Origin of the sequence: Nitrincola nitratireducens, assembly GCF_000585235.1 — a bacterium.
GTDB classification, from domain to species: Bacteria; Pseudomonadota; Gammaproteobacteria; order Pseudomonadales; family Balneatricaceae; genus Nitrincola; species Nitrincola alkalisediminis.
On sequence record NZ_AONB01000007.1, the window covers coordinates 14,018 to 32,176 of the forward strand.

An 18,159-nucleotide genomic window follows, 5' to 3' on the forward strand; every position below is an offset into this window, starting at 1 on the left:
AAACTCCCAAGGAGAATAGAATGCTAAGTAAACGAACCCAACATACCTTGTTATTCACCAGTCTGTTGAGCGTTTCTGGCTTTGCAATGGCTCAGCCGGGCAGTGGCGTCAGTGTTCAAGCTGTTCACAGTCCCATTGCGGAAGAAGCCTTTCAAACGGTCATCGTGAACGAAGCGCTAAAAGCCTTAGGCTATGATGTTAAGCCGATTCAAAAAGTCGACTACAGCGCCGGCTATACAGCCATTGCAAATGGTGACGCGACCTACACCGCCGTCAACTGGTTTCCTTTGCACAATACGATGTATGAAAATGCTGGCAGTGATGATGCATTTTACCGTGCAGGGCATTATGTAGAAGGTGCGGCACAAGGCTATTTGATCGATAAGAAAACCGCCGATGCGCACAACATCACCAATATCGCCGATTTTGCCAAGCCAGAAATTAGAGCCTTGTTTGACAACAATGGCGATGGAAAAGCCGACTTAACGGGCTGTCAGGCGGGTTGGGGATGTGAAGGGGTGATCGAGCATCATTTAGATGCGTATGATCTCCGAGACAAAATCAACCATAATCAAGGCTCCTATGCGGCGATTATCTCCGATACGATCACGCGTTATGAGCAAGGCGAGCCGATTTTATATTACACCTGGACGCCTTACTGGGTATCGGGCATTCTTGTTCCGGGTACCGATGTTGTCTGGTTAGAGGTGCCTTTCTCGGCAAACCCAAATGATACTGACACTGAATTGCCGAATGGTCGTAACTACGGCTTTGATATTAACTCGATGCGTATCGTTGCGAACAAAGCCTGGGCCGAAGCCAACCCTGCCGCTGCGAAGCTGTTTGAGGTGATGAGTCTGCCTGTGAATGATGTCAGCGCACAGAATATGCTGGTTCGTAATGGCGAAGACAGCCCTGCACAAATTGAGCGTCATGCGCAGTCATGGATTGCAGCACATCAATCGACGTTTGATGCCTGGGTTGATGCCGCGCGTGCGGCTGCAAACTAATTCATTTCGGTTGTCATGTTAATGTCATATAAAAACCTAGCCTAGTGCTAGGGTTTTTTATGCATGAATTGAGAGTTTTCCTCGAAGAATAGAAAGCTTTCCACTATAATCGCGCGTTTTATTGGCTGTAGGGCTATCCGTCTACTGACCAGATTACAGGGTACGAGGAGCTGACATGATCAAAACCCCCTATTACCTTATCGATAAGGCAAGTTTATTGCGCAATCTGGAAAAGATCGCGTATGTGCGTGAGCATTCCGGTGCAAAGGCGCTGTTGGCGTTGAAATGTTTCGCGACTTGGTCGGTTTTTGATCTGATGCGCGAGTACATGGACGGCACGACCTCGTCGTCACTGTTTGAAGTGCGCTTAGGCAAAGAAAAGTTTGGTAAAGAAACGCATGCCTACAGTGTGGCTTATTCTGATGATGAAATAGAGCAGGTTTTGGCGTGCTCTGACAAGATTATTTTTAATTCTATCAGTCAGTTACAGCGCTTTTCTGAAGCGTCTTCTAATCATGTGCGTGGCCTGCGGGTGAATCCGCGTGTCAGCACGTCTGAATTTATTATTGCTGACGGCACGGCCATTTAGCCGTTTGGGTGAGTGGGATCCTGTCAAAATCGAAGGCGTGATCGATCAGATCTCTGGCTTCATGTTCCACAATAACTGCGAAAATGACGACTTTAATCGCTTTGATGAAATGCTGACGCAAATTGAAACAACGTTTGGTCATCTTTTGCATCAAGTTGAGTGGGTGAGCTTGGGCGGTGGCATTCACTTTACGGGTGAGGGCTATCCTGTTGATGCCTTTTGCGCACGCTTAAAGCAGTTTGCACAAACCTTCGGTGTGCAGGTGTATTTAGAGCCGGGTGAAGCGGCCATTACTTTATCGACCACTTTGGAAGTCACGGTGCTTGATACGTTGTTTAATGGTAAGAACCTGGCGGTGGTGGACAGCTCCATCGAAGCACATATGTTAGATTTATTGATTTACCAGCAAAGCGCTAAGATGGCCCCCTGTGAAGGTGAGCACGAGTACATGGTGTGCGGTAAGTCCTGCTTGGCGGGTGATATTTTTGGTACGTTTAGATTTGATGCGCCGCTGAAAGCGGGTGATCGTTTATCTTTTATCGATGCCGCTGGTTACACAATGGTGAAAAAGAATTGGTTTAATGGCGTGCAAATGCCATCAATCGCAGTACGCCAGTTGGATGGCCGCGTTGAGCTGATCAGGGAGTTTACCTTCGACGACTTTGTCCAGAACCTCTCTTAATTATTAAGAGGGGTAAATTGTTCGGCCCATGTTAAAAAGTGGAGTTGAGGAAAGAAATGAAAAAAAATGTTCTGATTATTGGTGCTGGAGGTGTGGCCCAAGTAGTGGCTCATAAATGTGCGCAACATAACGATATTTTGGGAAATATAGCGATTGCTTCCCGAAACATTGAAAAATGTGAGCATATTATTGCCAGTGTGTTAGAAAAGGGCAGCATGAAAGTGCAGGGTAGTCTTAACGCCTATGCTTTAAACGCATTGGATATTGAAGCGACTAAGGCGCTGATTGTAGAGACTGAGTCTCAACTGGTCATCAATGTCGGATCGGCTTTCATCAACATGTCTGTGCTGAGTGCCTGTATTGATACAGGGGCTGCGTACCTGGACACGGCGATTCATGAAGATCCTGCAAAAATCTGTGAAACACCCCCTTGGTATGCCAACTACGAATGGAAGCGTCGTGATCTGTGTAAAGAGAAGGGCGTTACGGCTATTTTGGGTGTGGGTTTTGATCCGGGTGTTGTCAATGCCTATGCGGCATTGGCGGATCGTGAATATTTCGACTCGATTGATTCCATCGATATCATCGATATCAATGCGGGCAGTCATGGGCGTTATTTTGCGACCAACTTTGATCCTGAAATAAACTTCCGCGAGTTTACAGGTCAGGTTTGGTCTTGGCAGAACAACGAGTGGACTTCAAATAAAATGTTTGAAGTGAAGCGTACGGATGATCTTCCGGTGGTAGGGGTGCAAACCTCTTACATGACTGGGCATGATGAAGTGCATTCTTTGTCCGCGAATTTGAAGGTGCCGAATGTGCGCTTTTGGATGGGCTTTGGTGAGCATTACATTAATGTTTTTACCGTATTGAACAATTTAGGTCTTTTGTCGGAGCAACCGGTTGTGACGGCTGAGGGCTTAGAGGTTGTGCCTTTAAAGGTGGTTAAAGCGGTGTTGCCGGATCCTTCTTCCTTGGCGCCGGATTACACAGGTAAAACCTGTATTGGTGATTTGGTGAAGGGTAAAAAGGACGGTCAGGATAAAGAGGTCTTTATCTATAACGTGGCCGATCATAAAGTTGCCTACGATGAAGTGGGTAGCCAAGGGATTTCGTACACGGCGGGTGTTCCTGCTGTTGCGGCTGCAATTTTGGTTGCCAAGGGTGATTGGGATGTGAGCACCATGGTGAACGTTGAGGAGTTGCCTCCGCAGCCTTTCTTGCAGTTGCTGAACGAGATGGGCTTGCCCACGCGTATCCGTGATGAGCAGGGTGATCGTGATTTAACGTTTAATTAAGTTTTGTGTTTGATAAAAAAACCAGCTTTTTAATCGAAGCTGGTTTTTTTGTTTTTTGAGCAATTAAGCAAGGTTCTTTTTCAAGGGCGTGTATAATGGCGTTATCTTGAATGAAGAGTATCCATAGAGCGTCATGAGTCGAATTAACTGGTTTCCTGGCCACATGCATAAAGCCCGCAAAGAGATTGCGGAGGTGATGGATGAGGTCGATGTTGTAATTGAAGTGTTGGATGCGCGTTTGCCGCGTTCGAGCGAAAACCCCTTGGTGGAAACGCTGCGCAAGGGTAAGCCAGTCCTTAAGTTGTTGAATAAGCAAGATTTAGCGGACCCGATGGTCACTGATGATTGGTTGGCGTATTTTAATGAGCAAGAGGGCATCAAGGCGATTAGTCTTGATCAGGGTGATCATGCGTTAATTAAGCGCATTAGCAGTTTGTGTAAGTCGTTGGTGCCTGCGCGTGCGAAGGCGGATCGGCCAGTACGTGCGATGATCATGGGGATTCCGAATGTGGGGAAGTCCACGTTGTTGAATGCGATGATGGGGCGTAAATTGGCGAAGGTTGGCAATGAGCCGGCGATTACGCGTCATCAGAAGCGTTATACGGTGCAGGATGGTATGGCGTTGTCGGATACGCCGGGCATTCTTTGGCCTAAGATTGAGGATATCGATTCGGGTTATCGTTTGGCGGTGAGTGGTGCTATTAAGGACACGGCCATTGAGCATGAGTTGGTGGCGGCGTTTGCAGCTGAGTTTATGGCGAACCATTATGCGGGTCGTTTGATGGGGCGTTATAAGATCACTGATTTGCCTGATACGGCGGATCAAATTTTGGATGAGATCGGTCGAAAGCGTGGTTGTTTGCGACCAGGAGGGGTGGTGGATCGCCATAAAGCCTCCGAAATTTTAATTAACGAAATGCGTGGCGGAAAACTGGGTCGTATCAGTTTTGAAACCCCCGCTGAGTGGCAAGAGAAAGAAGAAGCGGCACGATTGGCTGCACTTGAGGCCGCTGAAGAAAACACAGAAGGTAAACTATGACACGCGAAAAGAAACGACGCAGCGCAGTACATCAAGACGAGTTGGTTTTTACCCCTCGCAAGCAGGAGCGCTTGGCTGATCCAGAAAGTTACGAGAGTCGTCGCAGCAAAGCGATTAAAGAGCGTAAGAAGCAGGCTTCAGTGTATGAGAAGGCACGTTTAGAGGCTGAGAAAGAGGGGAAGGCGGCAGCGGCGGGTCGCCGTGGGGCGCATAATACGGGGCCATTGGCGGATAAGATTCGTCGTTTGAATCAGCAAAAACGTAAAGCCGCTGAGCGCGATGCGCAAGCGGCTTCGGATGAGTCTGCTAGCTAAGTACCTGCTGTATCCAGCGTGCCAATTCAGAGGGCGGTAAAGCCCCTGATAGGCGCGCGATTTCTTTTCCCTGCTTAAACATCACTAATGTCGGAATGCTGCGTATCCCAAAACGAGATCCCAGCATGGGTTCGGCTTCGGTATCGACTTTCACACAGCGTAATCCCGGTTCTTCATGTTTGGCGGCTTGTTCAAAGATCGGTGCAAATTGACGACAGGGGCCACACCAAGGTGCCCAGAAGTCGACGAGTACGGGTAAGTCTGCACTGATGTGTGCATCAAAATTCTGGCTGTTGAGATTTAAGGGCTTGCCTTCGAAGAGTGCTTGTTTGCAGGCGCCGCAGTTGGGTGCGTCGTTAAGACGTGAGGCGGGCAGTTTGTTTTTTCGATGGCAGTGGGGGCAGGTGACCACGTAGGCTTCAGACATAATGTTTCTCAAAATTTGTGGTTAAGACTCACCCTTGAATGGTGCGTTGGGTGTATTCATGTGCTCTGATATAGGGGTGATGTGGGAAATTACAAGGGTGGGGGTGGAAAGTCTTGCTCATTGGTGGGATGGATGTTGGGAGGTTTTGGAGCAGGGGTCCGAGGTGTGTCATCACCACTCCAGACACGGCGTGAATCCATCCCTGGAGCCTCACTGTCGCCATCCATGGCGACCGATGGTCTTGAGTGGCGACAACACACCTCTTCCGTTGAGCGCATCGGTGTTTTCTGGATTTTTGATTAGGGTGTGCTTAAATGCATTGGGGGTAGATGCTTGGCCTTTGGTATTGATCATATATTTTGTATGGTTATTTTTGATTAACTGTATTAGGATCAAGTGATTGATAGCGTTTTTTTAGGGATGGGTGTTTGATATTTTGTTGGGATATTTGGATGCTGTGATGGATCACGGGTAGGGCGGTAGCGTGGGTTTTTATAAAGCAACCCACGAAGATATAGGTTTTAGTAATACGGGGATTAGCAGACACCAATTGTTTAAAGTGTGCCTGAAAGATCCTGACGAAATGGATACAGCAAGCGCTTCTAGCAGGGTATTTCAGCGTGCGCCGACCTGCACTGACTGGATAAGACACCGAATAAATAGTCCAAAAGGTAAGCAAATTTATAGCCATCGAATGTCTGTTGTCGATCCTGTGTTCGGTAATATTGACCAATAAAGCACTCAGTCGTTTTATCTTACGAGGTAAAAATAAGGGGCAGTGGCGATTGTACTGTTTGGTGCATAATGTAGAGAAGTTAAAGCTTGTCGAGATTAGGTTTTTCAACAGGCTCGCTTGCTTTCAAAATGATTAACGGAATAATGCAATGTCGAAGAGTAGTTTTCCCGTAGCAGTCGCGATAACTCTTAGCCTGCTAGGGCTATTCGAGGTGGTTCTTAGGTGTATTTACATACCCGCTCCACACTCATGGACACTAGGCCTTCTGGAAGCAGCACAAGACCCAGGGAAATCGCTTTTTCACGTGATCGTGTTGCCGTCAGCTATCTATCTTTTATTGCGATACCTACAAGAAATAGACATTTCACAAGCATTTCAAATGCCACTAAAGAAGAGGCTAAATATATTGATAATTGTCTTGTTATCAATGGTGCCACCTATCTATGGCTATCAAGATACTCTTAAGCAGTTCTATCATGCTGCTCCAATGCCTTGGGATTTTTCAGACCAAACTCTGGCGAAAGAACTAATGAATATAAGAGTTGCCTCACTCGAAACGATAGCCAAAAATATTGTTGCTGGACACGCACAGTCGGACGTCGAGTACAAAAAGTATGATGCTGCACTATTGAATTATTTCGGAAGCAAAGACAAAAGCTTCTCCGAATACTGGGAGTTATCTAGTTTCCGTAAAAAATATGCTGATTTTTTAAGTGTCTTGGGTTTGTTCGGGGCATGCATGCTTCTCGGTAGTGTTGCTATTTCCGGTGGGATAAGAAACAGAATAGAAGCCGGGTTTATCGATAAGCTTTTACTCGCATATGGGGCTCTTGCTACTTGGATCCCAATGAGAATGTATTCGGATTGGCATGGGGGAATGGGGAACCCTGAAATATCTAATGATGGAATAGTTATCGCTGCTGTTCTTTTAGTCGTGATTGGTGCCCTGTTCATCATATTCCAGAAGCCAACTTTCCGAGTTGGTGTGACAGCTACGGGCATTACACTGCTTGCAACGATTGTTGGAGGTGTTGGTGCCATCAAACCCGAATGGTTCATCAAAATCGCAGGGGTATTCTATACTGCTCCAACGTTTATTCTTTTCTCAATTTACGTGACGATAGTGGTTTCTTTTTCTGGCCTAATTGTCTACATCGCAGAAAACGAAGAAACTAACAAGAGGCGATAACCTGTTGCAGGTTATCGCAGATTTGAAGAGTTACCTGCTTGATTCGAAAGCGTACTTTGGCATAGCTGAGGTACTGAACCCGCTGCGTGAGATAGATAAATTGATCAAGCGAAAATTGCGTTGCTATATCTGGCAACAATGGGGCCGAAGTGGGTATCGTAAACTACGTCGTTTAGGGGTAGATCGCTGGACGGCCTAGAACACGGCTAAATCGGATCATGGATCTTGGCGTTTAAGTAAAAGCCCTGCACTTTATTGACGAACAGATATTTTGCTCGCTTGGGGGCTGCCATCATTCACGGCATAAATGAGTATGAATAAATGGACGGCCGTGGTACGTGATCCGTATGCCCGGTGGTGTGTGAGTAGGGGGACTTATGAAATACCTCCTATTCAGATTAAGCGCTTTTCGCGACAAAGCAAATATATTCCGGAGACACGAATGAGGCAGCATTTCTACGCGTACCATGGCCCAAGCAATAATACTGATTTCGACCCATCTGGTGGGTATGGCGTGTCTCAGGAATATAAGCAAAAGCAAACTAAGGTGGGGGACTTAGTTTATGTTATTCAGAAAAGGCGCGAAAGAAATTATTATGAGTTGTGTGGGACATATAAGGTCGTTGGACATTATCACCAAGAAATGAGTAAGCGACCATACAGGGTTCGGCTCATAGAAGTGAATCCAATATCCCAGCGAATAGTAATAGACGAAGCAGAGTGCAGTCGTCGCCTACCGTTGCTGGATGGAGACGAGAGATGGAGCAATTTCCAGCGGCACTTTTGCCGCCAGGGCGTGTCTTTGCAGAGCCCTCTTAAGTCACAGGTCGTAGCCGTATTAGACGAGCTGATTTGCCAATATTCTGAAAGTGCTTTCGGCACTATTGTGGAGTTGGCAGAGATGGAGGCCAAATTCAGTGAAGAAGTAGATAAGGCTATCCTGAGCTCCTCTACTGAACGACTTAAAAGGCTTTCTCAAGCAAATCGATTGCCCTGCAGTGTAAGGGTCTCAACGAAGGTCTTCTTGAGAAACCCTGATGTCGTCGCTGAGGTGCTATATCGGGCACGTGGTGTATGTGAGAAATGCGGGGAAAAGGCACCGTTCAGTCGTCGTACGGACGGTTCGCCTTACTTGGAGGTTCATCATAAAGTCCGGCTTGCGGATGACGGAGAAGACACGTTAGATAATGCAATCGCTGTATGTCCTAATTGTCACAGAGAGTTGCATTTCGGGGTCTGAGTGTGCGCTTAACTATCGGCTCCAAGCGACTCGTAAAAGCGGCGCGAGTTTCTGAGTTTTTATAGGCGAACAAGATAGGTGAAGCATACTGTACTGGTCAACTAAAACCGGACACTTTTTTTAGCTCGTTTTCATAATCCACCGGCGTTTTGTCGCCATTGGCTGTGTGCAGTCTTTCCAAGTTGTAATATCGCATATATTCAGCGACATCTTTTTTCATATGTTCACGTGTTGGCTGCGGGATTTTAAGGAGCCAATCATGCTTAAGGCTTCCAAAGAAACGTTCCACGACAGCATTATCCCAACAGGCACCTACGTCACCCATACTGGCTCGCATCTGGTAGCTGTCCAGTATTTGCGGTAACGTCGACTCGTATACTGGGAGCCTCTATCACTCTGAAACACAAGCCCTGATGGCGGGTTTCTCAGATTATAGGCTTTCATCAATGCCTTGCTAACAAGATCTGCTGTCATGCGTTTATCAATATGCCATCCAACGATTCGGCGTGAATATAAGTCCATGACCACCGCTAAATACATCCAGCCTTCACCAGTGCGGCAATAGGTTACATCACCTGCCCATACTTGATTTGGCCCCGTAGGATTAAAGTTTTGGTTCAACAGGTTGTCTGCAACTGAATCACTGAAGTTACGCTTTGTAGTGACCTTATAAGCCACACGCTGTCGCACTCGATAGCGACCAATTTCAAAGCCTTCTTCACGAAGTTTTTTCATCATCTCTCGACTACCTAAGCTTGATCGGCTACGTTTGAATAGCTCTTTCATTCGCCGTCTGAGTGTTAACTCCTCCGCAGCAATTAGCTTGCCAGGGCGCTTGAGCCAGTCGTAATAAGCGGATTGGCTGACACCCATGCCTTTGCAAAGCATCGTGACTGGGTAATCAGCTGACTCGGCCAAGATGAAATCAAACTTTACTTCATTTCTTTCGCGAAGAAGGCTGAAGCCTTTTTTAATATCTCCTTTTCCATCAGCAGCTTACGATTTTCTTTGCGTAGTCTAATAAGCTCATCTCTTTCAGATTCGGAAAGTTGACTACCTGCTTGCTTAGCCTCAAACTTCTCTTTCCAGCGGTAGAGCATATTGGGATTGATACCTAGTGCTTTAGCCGCTTCGGGTACTGAATAACCCTGATCATTCACTAACGATACAGCCTCTTCTTTAAACTCAGTTGAGTACTGTTTGTAAGTTCGTTTCTGACTCATAATGACACCTCAATAGCTGACTGATATTGTCGCTAATTAAAGTGTCCAGTTCTATTAGACCAGTTCAATTTTCTTGTCATGCAGTTGAAGTCGTTTATCTTCAATATTCATCATTCAGTCATGACTTCTCTTAGGTGGAAGGCAGAAGGTTATGAATAAACCTAACAAAGCCATTAAATTCGCTCCCTGCGGTTGCCGGACACTCGTTCCTTGTGCCGTTTGTGGTGGGCGTTAAGCCTGTTCGTTCACAATCCAAATTGACGTAGCATGGAAGCCGTGCTACCGTTCTATCATGATTATTCATTTCAAAGATAAGGGCACCGAAGACATCTACAATGGAGTGGCTTCCAAGGCAGCCCGAAAGTTATGCCCACAGTCTTTGTGGCGAGTTGCTGTAAGAAAGCTCGAGTTATTGGACTCTGTTATTGATCGTGATGAGCTGAAAGTTCCTCCGGGTAACAGGTTGGAGGCTTTGTCTGGTGATAGAAAAGGGCAGCACAGCATTCGAGTGAACGATCAATACAGGATCTGCTTTAAGTGGACTGAAGCTGGGCCCGACGAAGTAGAGTTAACTGATTACCACTAGAGGTAAAATATGATCCGTATTCCCACACATAGACAGCCGATCCATCCCGGCGAAATGCTGCTAGAAGAGTTTTTGCATCCGATGCAGATTACACAGCGCGAGCTGGCAGATGCCATTCATGTTCCTTACCAAAGGGTTAATGAGCTGGTTAATCAGAAGCGTGGTATCACGCCAAGTACTGCACTTCGTTTGGGCCTGTTCTTTGATGTTTCGGCCGATTTCTGGCTCAACCTACAAATTAGATGGGATCTTTACAAGACACAGCAAGCAGAGCAGGACGATTTGGCTGAGATTCAAGATGTCACTCATTGGCGCAGATGGCTTAACAACTATGGCCCGTGCGATACGAAGTTGTGCAATGAAGTTTTCCGCTAAAGACTAGACGGAACCGCCCGTGTCACCGGGTGAATCTACGAGCCTGAATAAACTAGCGGCTCGGACAATGTAATGAAGCGTCTTCGGGCGCGGGGCGAAAATCGTGAGAGGCACGCCCTTTTGGTAGCCACAAGCTGGATGAATGATAGAGAGCGGGTATGGTGTAGATATCTGAATCTGTGGTAAAGGGCGTTAAGGTGAACAAGCGGAAGTGGCTATGGCGCTTGAACCAAAAGGTACAGGAAGCGGGAGTGGCGCTTTAGCTCTGCACGCTCTTGACCCATAAGCTTCCCGGTCGAGGGCAGGTACCTACCCCCTGCACGAAATGAACCTGCGTCCGACTGGTCTTACTGTCATCCAGACCAGATGTCAGACCTGAGTTGCCACCGGTTTAATAAATTAAAATGAAGTGCTCGACTAGAGATTTGCACTCCACTAAACACATAATACCGATTATTTTTGTTTAACTGATCATGGAGGGCTAATATTAAATGAAATCAAAACCATTTTTGCTAATTACAGTGCTTTGTGTGTTTTGCTTGATCTTAGGTACTAGTTACATTCTTGGCTTTAAAACATTATCTGTCACATCTGATTTGAGTTGCATGAGTATTTGTGGTTTAACCTTACTTTTCTCTCATTTCTTTGGCCTCCAAATAGGCAATTATATTGTTGGTCTTATCTGGTCAGTAATCGGTTTGTCTTTGTTTGCATTTGCATATCGTTTTTCTCGATAGCTTCACTTATCAGTAATTCCAAAGCGACCCTAATATTATTATCGAATCGTTTTGGATACTACCCGCACCGAAATGACATATTGGGCCGGAGGCCTCCTCCTGAAGAAATCGAATTTCAAAACCATCCAAACTCAAACGTTTAAACTACTCTAGTACCTTCGACACCTCACATTGCACCCCAATCCATTGAACCAAGGCAAGTATATGAGGATCTTCCATTCGAGTTTCAGAAATTCTTAACCAGTAACTGGCAGGTGACATTACCCTTTCGCAGGGGGCGATGAGTCGACCCGATTTCAAGTTATCCTGTACAAGTGAGAGGCGAGCCATTGCAACGCCGAGGCCTGCGGCGGCGGCTTCAATGGCCATATCAACACGGTTAAAGTAGTAATGATCCGCATTTTGAAGTGGCTGGATTTGCATTTGCGTAAGCCAAACGTTCCATTCGCTATGTCGATCAGCATTCGCCCAAGCTTCGGTATCATGGAGGAAGGCAATGTCTTGCCAAGCCTCTGCTGCTGTCCAATCCCGGTTGCCGCGATAATGGGGTGACATAACGGGAAGTAAATATTCATTCATCATAAACCTTACGTTATGTTCACTCGCTCGATGACTTGGGCTGTAGTCGATGGCGATATCGTAGTTTAAGGGTGCATCGTCTAAGACACTGAGCGCCGCGAGCACTTCGACCCTAATGAAAGGGTTAGTTCGATGAAACTCGGTTAAGCGAGGTATCAGCCAATGAAGTGCAAAGGAGGGCGTGGCTTTAAGGCGAATGATACGTTCGGTGTCCCGAGTCTTAACAGAGTCGACCGCAAGAGCGAGTGTGTTAAGCGGTTGAACAATGTTTGCGAATAGGGTTTCTCCGGTTGCTGTCATTTTGAGCGAGCGAGCATTGCGAACAAACAAAGGCGAACCTATTTCTTCTTCCAGCTTACGAATTTGTTGACTGATGGCCCCTGTGGTCACACAAAGCTCGTCAGCTGCGCGCGAAAAGCTCATTAAACGTCCCACCACCTCAAAAATTCTTAATGCGGTTAGGGTTCTGGCGCTTAACATTCAATTGGCTCCAAAAGTTCGAGAGTCATCAGTGTGTGTTGAGTTCTTCTTACAATATCCTTGTGTTTAGAAAAACTAAAGATAGGTTTAATAACTATCGTTTGATGGTCGCGTTAAATCAAGCAATACTTGGCGTATTAACTATCTAAATACAGGTCAGTATTCATGATTCACCTCTCAATAACCCAAGAACAACAAAGCCAGGTCAGGCAAGGACAACCATTACTCTGGCTAAACCCAAAGTATCAAGAGCCTTCGTCTGCACCTGCAAAGCCCGATGTTCTAGAGATGTATGAAGCGCAAGCACGTTTAGCGCGTTTTGTGCCTGTATTATGTCAGTTGTTTCCTGAGCTTGCTGTTAGCAGTGGGATTATTGAGTCTCCATTGTTATTGGCGCCTCATTTACATCAGGCAATAACGCCCATGGGGGCACGCACTTTGATTAAAGCCGATCATGGTTTGCCAGTCGCAGGCTCGATAAAAGCGCGAGGCGGTATTCATGAGGTGCTGTGTTTTGCTGAACAGTTGGCGCTAGATCATCAAGTTCTAAAAGATATCCATGACGATTATCAAAAAGTACTGCAGCCAGAGGTTCGGTCGCTTTTTGGTCAGTATGAAATAGCGGTGGGTAGCACGGGAAATCTTGGGCTTAGTATTGGCATTATTGGGGCGGCGCTTGGTTTTCAGGCCACCGTGCATATGTCGGTAGATGCAAAAGAGTGGAAAAAAGACCGTTTGCGTAAGCGGGGTGTGAAAGTGGTTGAGCACGATGCGGACTACGGCGCTGCAGTTGCAGCGGGACGAGCGGAGGCGGAGGCGAACCCGCGCAGTTATTTTGTGGATGATGAGAACTCGCCACGATTATTTATGGGATACGCAGTGGCCGCATTACGCTTAAAGGCACAGCTGGAGGAGCAACAGATTGCGGTTGACTCGGATCATCCTTTATTCGTCTATCTTCCAGCGGGTGTGGGTGGCGCGCCAGGTGGAATTACCTTTGGTTTGAAAGCGATGTTTGGTGAGCATGTGCATTGCTTTTTTGCTGAACCCGTTCAGGCTCCTTGCATGTTACTGGGTATGGCGGGTAGGCCAGGAGCGGAGCCAGTGAGCGTGTACGAGTTTGATTTAACGATTGATACTGAAGCGGATGGCTTAGCTGTAGGTCAGGCGTCTCAGTGGGTTTGTGATGCGATTCGAGACCAGTTGGCAGGGGTCTATACAGCGGAGGATGCCGCTTTGTACCAGCATTTACTGCAATTGAAAAAGCTGGAAAACATCGAGGTGGAGCCGTCAGCGGCGATTGGATGCTTAGGGCCTCAGATGCTGAATACGCCAGAGGGTAGGACATGGATTCGGGACCATCAATTGAATGATGTAATGGACAAGAGTACGCATTTGATTTGGACAACGGGTGGATCTTTTGTTCCGAAGGAGGAATATCAGGCGTTTATTGATAAAGCGATCCGTTGTGTTTGATGCTTGCAGAGCCATCCCTTATCCTAGGGTAGCGCTAGGTGTTGTGTCATCTTAATGCTGGGTGGTATATGGGCTTTTTGAATATTTCGCTAATGTTGGCTTTTGACAGGGGTGTTTAATCCTAGGGAAATGCTTGTGTGGTCAAACCGTATTTGAATTGGATTTGCCAAAAGTTAGGGCTTATCAATGTCATTGCACTTTGTGCCGAGCCCAGAGTGGAACCTCTTCAAATTTGGGTACGATAGTCCCGGAAGCAAAATTCTCGTGGGTATCAGGTCGCAGTCACATTAAGAGTTGGGTCAAGGAGTCAGGTTTTACATCCGATTTCTGTAGCAATTGTGGCTCACCGGTTCCCAATATGCTTCGAGGAATGCCTTATTACTGGGTTCCGGTTGGTGCGCTCATCGATGCCGCTTCTGTCGAGGTTATTGCGCATCTTTGTACAAGCTCAAAAGCGACTTGGGATTCGATTGCGGATAACGCGGTGCAGTATGCGGATCTACCCGATATAAAAACCTTTATTCATGAGTTAAATGCAGAGTGAGAAGCGAAGGGCGTTTTTATAAACGGATTGGGGTCTAGGATGAGCTATGTTTTTCTGGCATATATGCACCTTGTCACGGTTGTGCCTGCATTTTTGATAGGGACGTTTCTATTGTTAAACAGAAAAGGCACGTCGAAGCATAGAGCGCTAGGAAAGGTATATATGTTGCTCATGCTGTCAACTGCGTTCATTACGCTGTTTATGACCGCACAAATAGGCCCAACACTGTTGAATCATTTTGGTTTCATACATTTATTCAGTTTTGTGGTGCTCTATTCGGTACCTGCGGCATTTTTTGCGGCGCGTAAGAAGGATTACACAACGCATCAATACAATATGATTGGTGTCTATGTCGGCGGTATTCTGATTGCGGGTGGGTTTGCGTTCGCGCCGGGTCGGCTTTTGCATACTTGGTTATTCTAGAGTGGCGCTGTGTTTTGATTGTTTGCAAGAGTAGGGCGATGTCGCTGCTTTTGTAAACTTTGGTTGAACTTCCTGACTGTTAATTGTTAAAATTTCCGCTTTACAACAAGGAAGCCGTCGTTGCTTCATGGATGAACGTCACATTTCGCTGAGCCAAACGGCCATCAGCCTTGTTCTTCTATGAGCATCAGTCCTGCTAAACAGTAGGTTACATTGATGTTTTCACAAAAATATTCATGCGTTAATACTCCCTCATCCAATGAGGTCATGTTATGACCCCCTTTGTTAGCCATTGCTATGCCTCGCGAGGGGCGGAACAGGTGGGCCTGATTGCCGTAGCGCTTTGCTTGGAGCGAAAGGATTATGAGGTGCTGGTCATAGATGCCCTGAGTACGAAGGGGTGTCAGTTTTTCTGGTCCGATTCGGTGTTGCCGGCAGCCTCTTGGGTAAAGCAATATCCAGATCAAGCTGCATATGCTGCGGCATTGGTGCGCTCACTAAGTGATGGGCAGCAGCGTGTTGCGCTGGGTGTGATGACAAGGCTGGCGGGTTCGGGTGATGCGGCAGAGCAAGATAAAAACTGGCTTCAGATCGAAGAGCTCGGCTCCATCACTCCCTTGGATGCGCAATTCGGTGTTCATCCGAAGAAAAATGTCCCTGATGCACTGCGCGAGGCGCTGTTCGGTCACAGTGATCCGACTGAGGCCGATTCTGTCGAGTTTGGTGATGAAGTCCCGCCGCTGGTCACTTATGCAGTGCTAGATGCCGCCAAAATGCCTTATTTGCTAACCAGTTTGCTGGAAGACTCGGGTCTTCGGCATCAGTCTTTGTTTCAGGGTAAAGCACAAGAAGATCTGGCCGAGTACGCACCCTACTTAGTCGAGCTAGCCGAGGACAACGATTTTACTCGTCGTCTGTTTACTGGCCCTGATGGCGTGTGCGGGCTTTGGGACAAGGAACTGGGTGTTTTTCTGCGTTCGAGGGCTGGGTTTGATGCGGTACGTAAGCATCTGCGTAAATTTACAAAGGTGCAGGATGAAGATGGGAAGTGGTTTTATTTCAGGTTTTGGGAGGGGGCGTGCCTGCGTGGCTTTTGTGAAAGGCTTGATCATCAAATGGCCAGCAATATGTTATCGCTAAATGGCAGCCCAATAATCATCCTAGCTGCACTGCGCCAGAGTGTTTACAGATTAAGTCTGAAGTCTTTGGCGGAGGCTCGACCGTTCGTGTTGTCTGGAGCTTTGCTACAAGACCTGCGTCAAGCACGTGCAGAGGCTTTCCTATGCGAAACTCTGGCTTGGATGAAATCTCACTATGCTGATCTTCCGGCAGATGACGAAATAATGGCGTCGTTTAGGTGCGAATTGCCGTACCTTGAGAGCCATGCCATACGGTCTGCCTATGCTATGCGTTACGCTCTGGCCGGTTTTGTTTTGCTTGGAGCTCGATACGAACCCTTTGATGAGCAAATGCGGAAAACACTTGAACAAAGCGACCGCGATGATGCTAGACGTGCAGAGGACTTTTTACGGATGGTCCAGACACAAATAAGGTCAAGCCTATGACGACTCAAGAGATACTTCCTCCCAACGATGCTTCTCGACAGGATTTTGATGCGGTGGTCGCACCCTGTTCGGGCGAGCTCACGGTTTCACTCCATTATGGCAACGATGTGGATACCCTGCTGCCATATATGCGCGACAGCAAAGTGCTGATCGGGGGTGAAGTTACTGTGAAAATTTCTGGCCCGATTCGGCGAGAGGAGACTACAAACACCGGAGAAGTTACGTTTTCCAATATCCCGTGTGGACACTACATGATCGAAACTCTGTTTACGGGAACGGATGCGCTGGTGGAGAGAGCTTTGCTAGAGGTCGGTAGTAGGAGGTGGGCTTTTCGCAAGAAGGTGAAATCCTTTGACGGTAAAATGTCGATGAGGAGTGGAACCAACAAGTGCAATTTTTTTGTCTACGATATGATTGAGCAAGTGTATGGCAGCTCCCCAGCCTATACTTATGCGCGTCGGTTGAGTTGGCTTAGGGGGGATAATACGGTCCCGGCATTGGCGCGTCATTGGGCTGAAGAGGATAACTCCGAATCCGATCCAACACCTGAGTGGCACAACATCCAATTTCGGAACGGGCGCAATCCTGTATCGCCAGGATCAATTCTGGCGATTGAATCGGAAAGTGCTTTGGCATCCGGTCATGTTGGCATTATCGCATATCCAGAGAACGGTCAGGGTCTTGCGCAGGTGACCAACGCTTGTCATCACGCGATTGTGATTATGCAGGGCAGGACGATTTCGGCTAATAGAGATGAGGTAGTCAATAATCATTGGGGCTTCCGTACGAGTGAAAATGAGGGTCGACACAGCATAAATTATCCATCGGCAGGAATTGAAGTAAAGATTGAGGAGGACGAGTGAAAAAAAAGATACTTATCGTGCTTTTGATGGGATTGTTGATTTTCTTGTCTGGCATGCTATGGAACATAACACGAGATCACAGTATCAGGAAGGTAGAAATGGAATATGAAGAGTTTAAGGCCTTGGTAGAGGAGCATTTTTCAACGCGCTTTATGGATATTGACTTCCAGCCGGCAAGTACCGATTTTTTTCAGGAGATCAGGCAAAACCCCTCAGGGTGGAGTTTTCTGGTTAGACAGCTTGTCGCTGACCCAACGGTTGCAATCGGGGTTAAAGATGGAGCTTCTGCTGCCTTGCTTGACTTGCCGCCTGATCAATTGGCGGAGTTTTTAGAGTTTCTGCTGACATTGGCATATTCTGACCCAAACTATATAAAGATTGCTGAGGGGGTTGCATTTAACTCTTATCGAGGTGCGTTGCACATTCTTCCAGGCATGCTCCCAGATGGCAGTATCTTTGATCATTCACATCGCCCAGCGGTGCGGCGTGTATTGCAACGCTTGTGGGAGCATCCCGCCTATCCGCAAACGAGCCGTGAAGGCGATGACGATTTGACGGATCTCTTCAGAGGGCGGTGATAAAAGGCGCGAGCCTAGCCTGAATAGGTTCGCTATCGTCTTACGCACAGGCCGGATTTTGGCTGAAATCTATGTTCCTATCTTGTGGCTTTGCGGTTGCACTAGGGCGAGTAAGGCGGCTTATGGAATTGCATTGAATCTTCGCTCTTTGGAGAAAGAGCGGTCTCATTAGTCTGCCGATTACTGGCAATACTCCAGCTGAGCAA

21 protein-coding genes and 2 pseudogenes are annotated in these 18,159 nt (G+C 47.1%); 20 read left to right on the plus strand and 3 right to left on the minus strand.

The features are described 5' to 3' along the window. Positions 1 to 20: 20 nt before the first annotated feature. The 6 genes from proX (at position 21) to D791_RS07885 (ending at position 4,932) form a co-directional block, all read left to right on the plus strand. Positions 21 to 1,010, plus strand: coding sequence for a glycine betaine/L-proline ABC transporter substrate-binding protein ProX (proX, locus tag D791_RS07865; protein WP_036509968.1), 990 nt, complete (start codon positions 21 to 23; stop codon positions 1,008 to 1,010). Positions 1,011 to 1,185: 175 nt separating this feature from the next. Continuing rightward, positions 1,186 to 1,599, plus strand: coding sequence for a type III PLP-dependent enzyme domain-containing protein (locus D791_RS20815; RefSeq protein WP_237748562.1), 414 nt, complete (start codon positions 1,186 to 1,188; stop codon positions 1,597 to 1,599). Continuing rightward, positions 1,553 to 2,281: a type III PLP-dependent enzyme domain-containing protein gene (locus D791_RS07870; protein WP_237748563.1), complete on the plus strand. Its 729-nt coding sequence runs from the start codon at positions 1,553 to 1,555 to the stop codon at positions 2,279 to 2,281. Before D791_RS20815 ends, D791_RS07870 begins: the two co-directional genes overlap by 47 nt. A 56-nt stretch (positions 2,282 to 2,337) precedes the next feature. Then, positions 2,338 to 3,579, plus strand: a complete 1,242-nt coding sequence (locus tag D791_RS07875; protein ID WP_036509971.1) for a saccharopine dehydrogenase family protein — start codon at positions 2,338 to 2,340, stop codon at positions 3,577 to 3,579. Between the two features lie 133 nt (positions 3,580 to 3,712). Further along, positions 3,713 to 4,618 (plus strand): ribosome biogenesis GTPase YlqF, encoded by a 906-nt coding sequence (gene ylqF, locus D791_RS07880; protein ID WP_036509973.1) that lies wholly within the window; start codon positions 3,713 to 3,715, stop codon positions 4,616 to 4,618. Further along, positions 4,615 to 4,932, plus strand: coding sequence for a hypothetical protein (locus tag D791_RS07885; protein WP_051514338.1), 318 nt, complete (start codon positions 4,615 to 4,617; stop codon positions 4,930 to 4,932). The genes ylqF and D791_RS07885 overlap by 4 nt, the downstream gene beginning before the upstream one ends. Here the strand turns inward: D791_RS07885 and trxC are convergent. After that, positions 4,925 to 5,359 (minus strand): thioredoxin TrxC, encoded by a 435-nt coding sequence (gene trxC / locus D791_RS07890; protein ID WP_036509976.1) that lies wholly within the window; start codon positions 5,357 to 5,359, stop codon positions 4,925 to 4,927. The genes D791_RS07885 and trxC overlap by 8 nt on opposite strands. 81 nt (positions 5,360 to 5,440) lie before the next feature. Here trxC and D791_RS19990 point away from each other — a divergent pair, with 81 nt between their 5' ends. From D791_RS19990 to D791_RS22010, 5 genes and pseudogenes are all read left to right on the plus strand, one after another. Next, on the plus strand, positions 5,441 to 5,662 hold the full coding sequence (locus D791_RS19990; RefSeq protein WP_157682273.1) for a hypothetical protein: 222 nt from the start codon (positions 5,441 to 5,443) through the stop codon (positions 5,660 to 5,662). A 316-nt stretch (positions 5,663 to 5,978) separates the two neighbouring features. Beyond that, positions 5,979 to 6,231 (plus strand): annotated as a pseudogene (locus tag D791_RS22000) (transposase); the annotation flags it as partial. A gap of 12 nt (positions 6,232 to 6,243) precedes the next feature. Then, positions 6,244 to 7,284 carry a hypothetical protein gene (locus tag D791_RS19995; RefSeq protein ID WP_051514339.1) on the plus strand — a complete coding sequence of 347 codons (1,041 nt, stop codon included), beginning with the start codon at positions 6,244 to 6,246 and terminating at the stop codon, positions 7,282 to 7,284. A gap of 22 nt (positions 7,285 to 7,306) precedes the next feature. Continuing rightward, entirely contained in the window at positions 7,307 to 7,483 is a 177-nt protein-coding gene (locus D791_RS22005; RefSeq protein ID WP_420329340.1) for a group II intron maturase-specific domain-containing protein, read from the plus strand. A gap of 702 nt (positions 7,484 to 8,185) precedes the next feature. Continuing rightward, positions 8,186 to 8,524, plus strand: coding sequence for an HNH endonuclease (locus D791_RS22010; protein ID WP_420329341.1), 339 nt, complete (start codon positions 8,186 to 8,188; stop codon positions 8,522 to 8,524). Positions 8,525 to 8,621: 97 nt separating this feature from the next. Here the strand turns inward: D791_RS22010 and D791_RS07905 are convergent. Beyond that, positions 8,622 to 9,747: pseudogene (locus D791_RS07905) on the minus strand (IS3 family transposase). 292 nt (positions 9,748 to 10,039) lie between these two features. On the opposite strand from D791_RS07905, the gene D791_RS07915 reads away from it, so the two are divergent. From D791_RS07915 to D791_RS21390, 3 genes are all read left to right on the plus strand, one after another. Then, positions 10,040 to 10,333, plus strand: coding sequence for a type II toxin-antitoxin system RelE/ParE family toxin (locus tag D791_RS07915; protein WP_036509984.1), 294 nt, complete (start codon positions 10,040 to 10,042; stop codon positions 10,331 to 10,333). Between the two features lie 9 nt (positions 10,334 to 10,342). After that, positions 10,343 to 10,708 (plus strand): HigA family addiction module antitoxin, encoded by a 366-nt coding sequence (locus D791_RS07920; RefSeq protein ID WP_051514341.1) that lies wholly within the window; start codon positions 10,343 to 10,345, stop codon positions 10,706 to 10,708. A 613-nt stretch (positions 10,709 to 11,321) separates the two neighbouring features. Next, the gene (locus D791_RS21390) at positions 11,322 to 11,588 is read left to right on the plus strand and encodes a DUF924 family protein (RefSeq protein WP_272944821.1); all 267 of its coding nucleotides are present in this window, start codon (positions 11,322 to 11,324) and stop codon (positions 11,586 to 11,588) included. Between the two features lies 1 nt (position 11,589). Here the strand turns inward: D791_RS21390 and D791_RS07930 are convergent, their stop codons facing one another. Then, complete coding sequence (locus D791_RS07930; protein WP_036509988.1) at positions 11,590 to 12,504, minus strand: LysR substrate-binding domain-containing protein; 915 nt, start codon at positions 12,502 to 12,504, stop codon at positions 11,590 to 11,592. Positions 12,505 to 12,669: 165 nt separating this feature from the next. Here D791_RS07930 and D791_RS07935 point away from each other — a divergent pair, with 165 nt between their 5' ends. From D791_RS07935 to D791_RS07960, 6 genes are all read left to right on the plus strand, one after another. Next, a complete protein-coding gene (locus D791_RS07935) occupies positions 12,670 to 13,980 on the plus strand; it encodes a D-serine ammonia-lyase (protein WP_036509990.1) in 1,311 nt (436 codons plus the stop codon). 133 nt (positions 13,981 to 14,113) lie between these two features. After that, positions 14,114 to 14,524: a GFA family protein gene (locus tag D791_RS07940; protein WP_475095858.1), complete on the plus strand. Its 411-nt coding sequence runs from the start codon at positions 14,114 to 14,116 to the stop codon at positions 14,522 to 14,524. 63 nt (positions 14,525 to 14,587) lie between these two features. After that, positions 14,588 to 14,947 carry a DUF2306 domain-containing protein gene (locus tag D791_RS07945; protein ID WP_237748574.1) on the plus strand — a complete coding sequence of 120 codons (360 nt, stop codon included), beginning with the start codon at positions 14,588 to 14,590 and terminating at the stop codon, positions 14,945 to 14,947. A 272-nt stretch (positions 14,948 to 15,219) separates the two neighbouring features. After that, positions 15,220 to 16,512, plus strand: coding sequence for a DUF4123 domain-containing protein (locus D791_RS07950; RefSeq protein ID WP_036509999.1), 1,293 nt, complete (start codon positions 15,220 to 15,222; stop codon positions 16,510 to 16,512). Further along, positions 16,509 to 17,375, plus strand: a complete 867-nt coding sequence (locus tag D791_RS07955; protein WP_036510002.1) for a hypothetical protein — start codon at positions 16,509 to 16,511, stop codon at positions 17,373 to 17,375. The genes D791_RS07950 and D791_RS07955 overlap by 4 nt, the downstream gene beginning before the upstream one ends. Continuing rightward, positions 17,372 to 17,953: a hypothetical protein gene (locus tag D791_RS07960; protein ID WP_036510012.1), complete on the plus strand. Its 582-nt coding sequence runs from the start codon at positions 17,372 to 17,374 to the stop codon at positions 17,951 to 17,953. The genes D791_RS07955 and D791_RS07960 overlap by 4 nt, the downstream gene beginning before the upstream one ends. Positions 17,954 to 18,159: the final 206 nt, after the last annotated feature.

Coding starts and splice junctions, on each gene's coding strand:
- D791_RS19995 (WP_051514339.1), top strand. CDS start 6,244: ATGTCGAAGAGTAGTTTTCCCGTAGCAGTCGCGATAACTCTTAGCCTG.
- D791_RS07885 (WP_051514338.1), top strand. CDS start 4,615: ATGACACGCGAAAAGAAACGACGCAGCGCAGTACATCAAGACGAGTTG.
- D791_RS20815 (WP_237748562.1), top strand. CDS start 1,186: ATGATCAAAACCCCCTATTACCTTATCGATAAGGCAAGTTTATTGCGC.
- D791_RS07945 (WP_237748574.1), top strand. CDS start 14,588: ATGCACCTTGTCACGGTTGTGCCTGCATTTTTGATAGGGACGTTTCTA.
- proX (WP_036509968.1), top strand. CDS start 21: ATGCTAAGTAAACGAACCCAACATACCTTGTTATTCACCAGTCTGTTG.
- ylqF (WP_036509973.1), top strand. CDS start 3,713: ATGAGTCGAATTAACTGGTTTCCTGGCCACATGCATAAAGCCCGCAAA.
- trxC (WP_036509976.1), bottom strand. CDS start 5,359: ATGTCTGAAGCCTACGTGGTCACCTGCCCCCACTGCCATCGAAAAAAC.
- D791_RS07955 (WP_036510002.1), top strand. CDS start 16,509: ATGACGACTCAAGAGATACTTCCTCCCAACGATGCTTCTCGACAGGAT.
- D791_RS07950 (WP_036509999.1), top strand. CDS start 15,220: ATGACCCCCTTTGTTAGCCATTGCTATGCCTCGCGAGGGGCGGAACAG.
- D791_RS07875 (WP_036509971.1), top strand. CDS start 2,338: ATGAAAAAAAATGTTCTGATTATTGGTGCTGGAGGTGTGGCCCAAGTA.
- D791_RS07920 (WP_051514341.1), top strand. CDS start 10,343: ATGATCCGTATTCCCACACATAGACAGCCGATCCATCCCGGCGAAATG.
- D791_RS22010 (WP_420329341.1), top strand. CDS start 8,186: ATGGAGGCCAAATTCAGTGAAGAAGTAGATAAGGCTATCCTGAGCTCC.
- D791_RS07930 (WP_036509988.1), bottom strand. CDS start 12,504: ATGTTAAGCGCCAGAACCCTAACCGCATTAAGAATTTTTGAGGTGGTG.
- D791_RS07935 (WP_036509990.1), top strand. CDS start 12,670: ATGATTCACCTCTCAATAACCCAAGAACAACAAAGCCAGGTCAGGCAA.
- D791_RS07915 (WP_036509984.1), top strand. CDS start 10,040: ATGATTATTCATTTCAAAGATAAGGGCACCGAAGACATCTACAATGGA.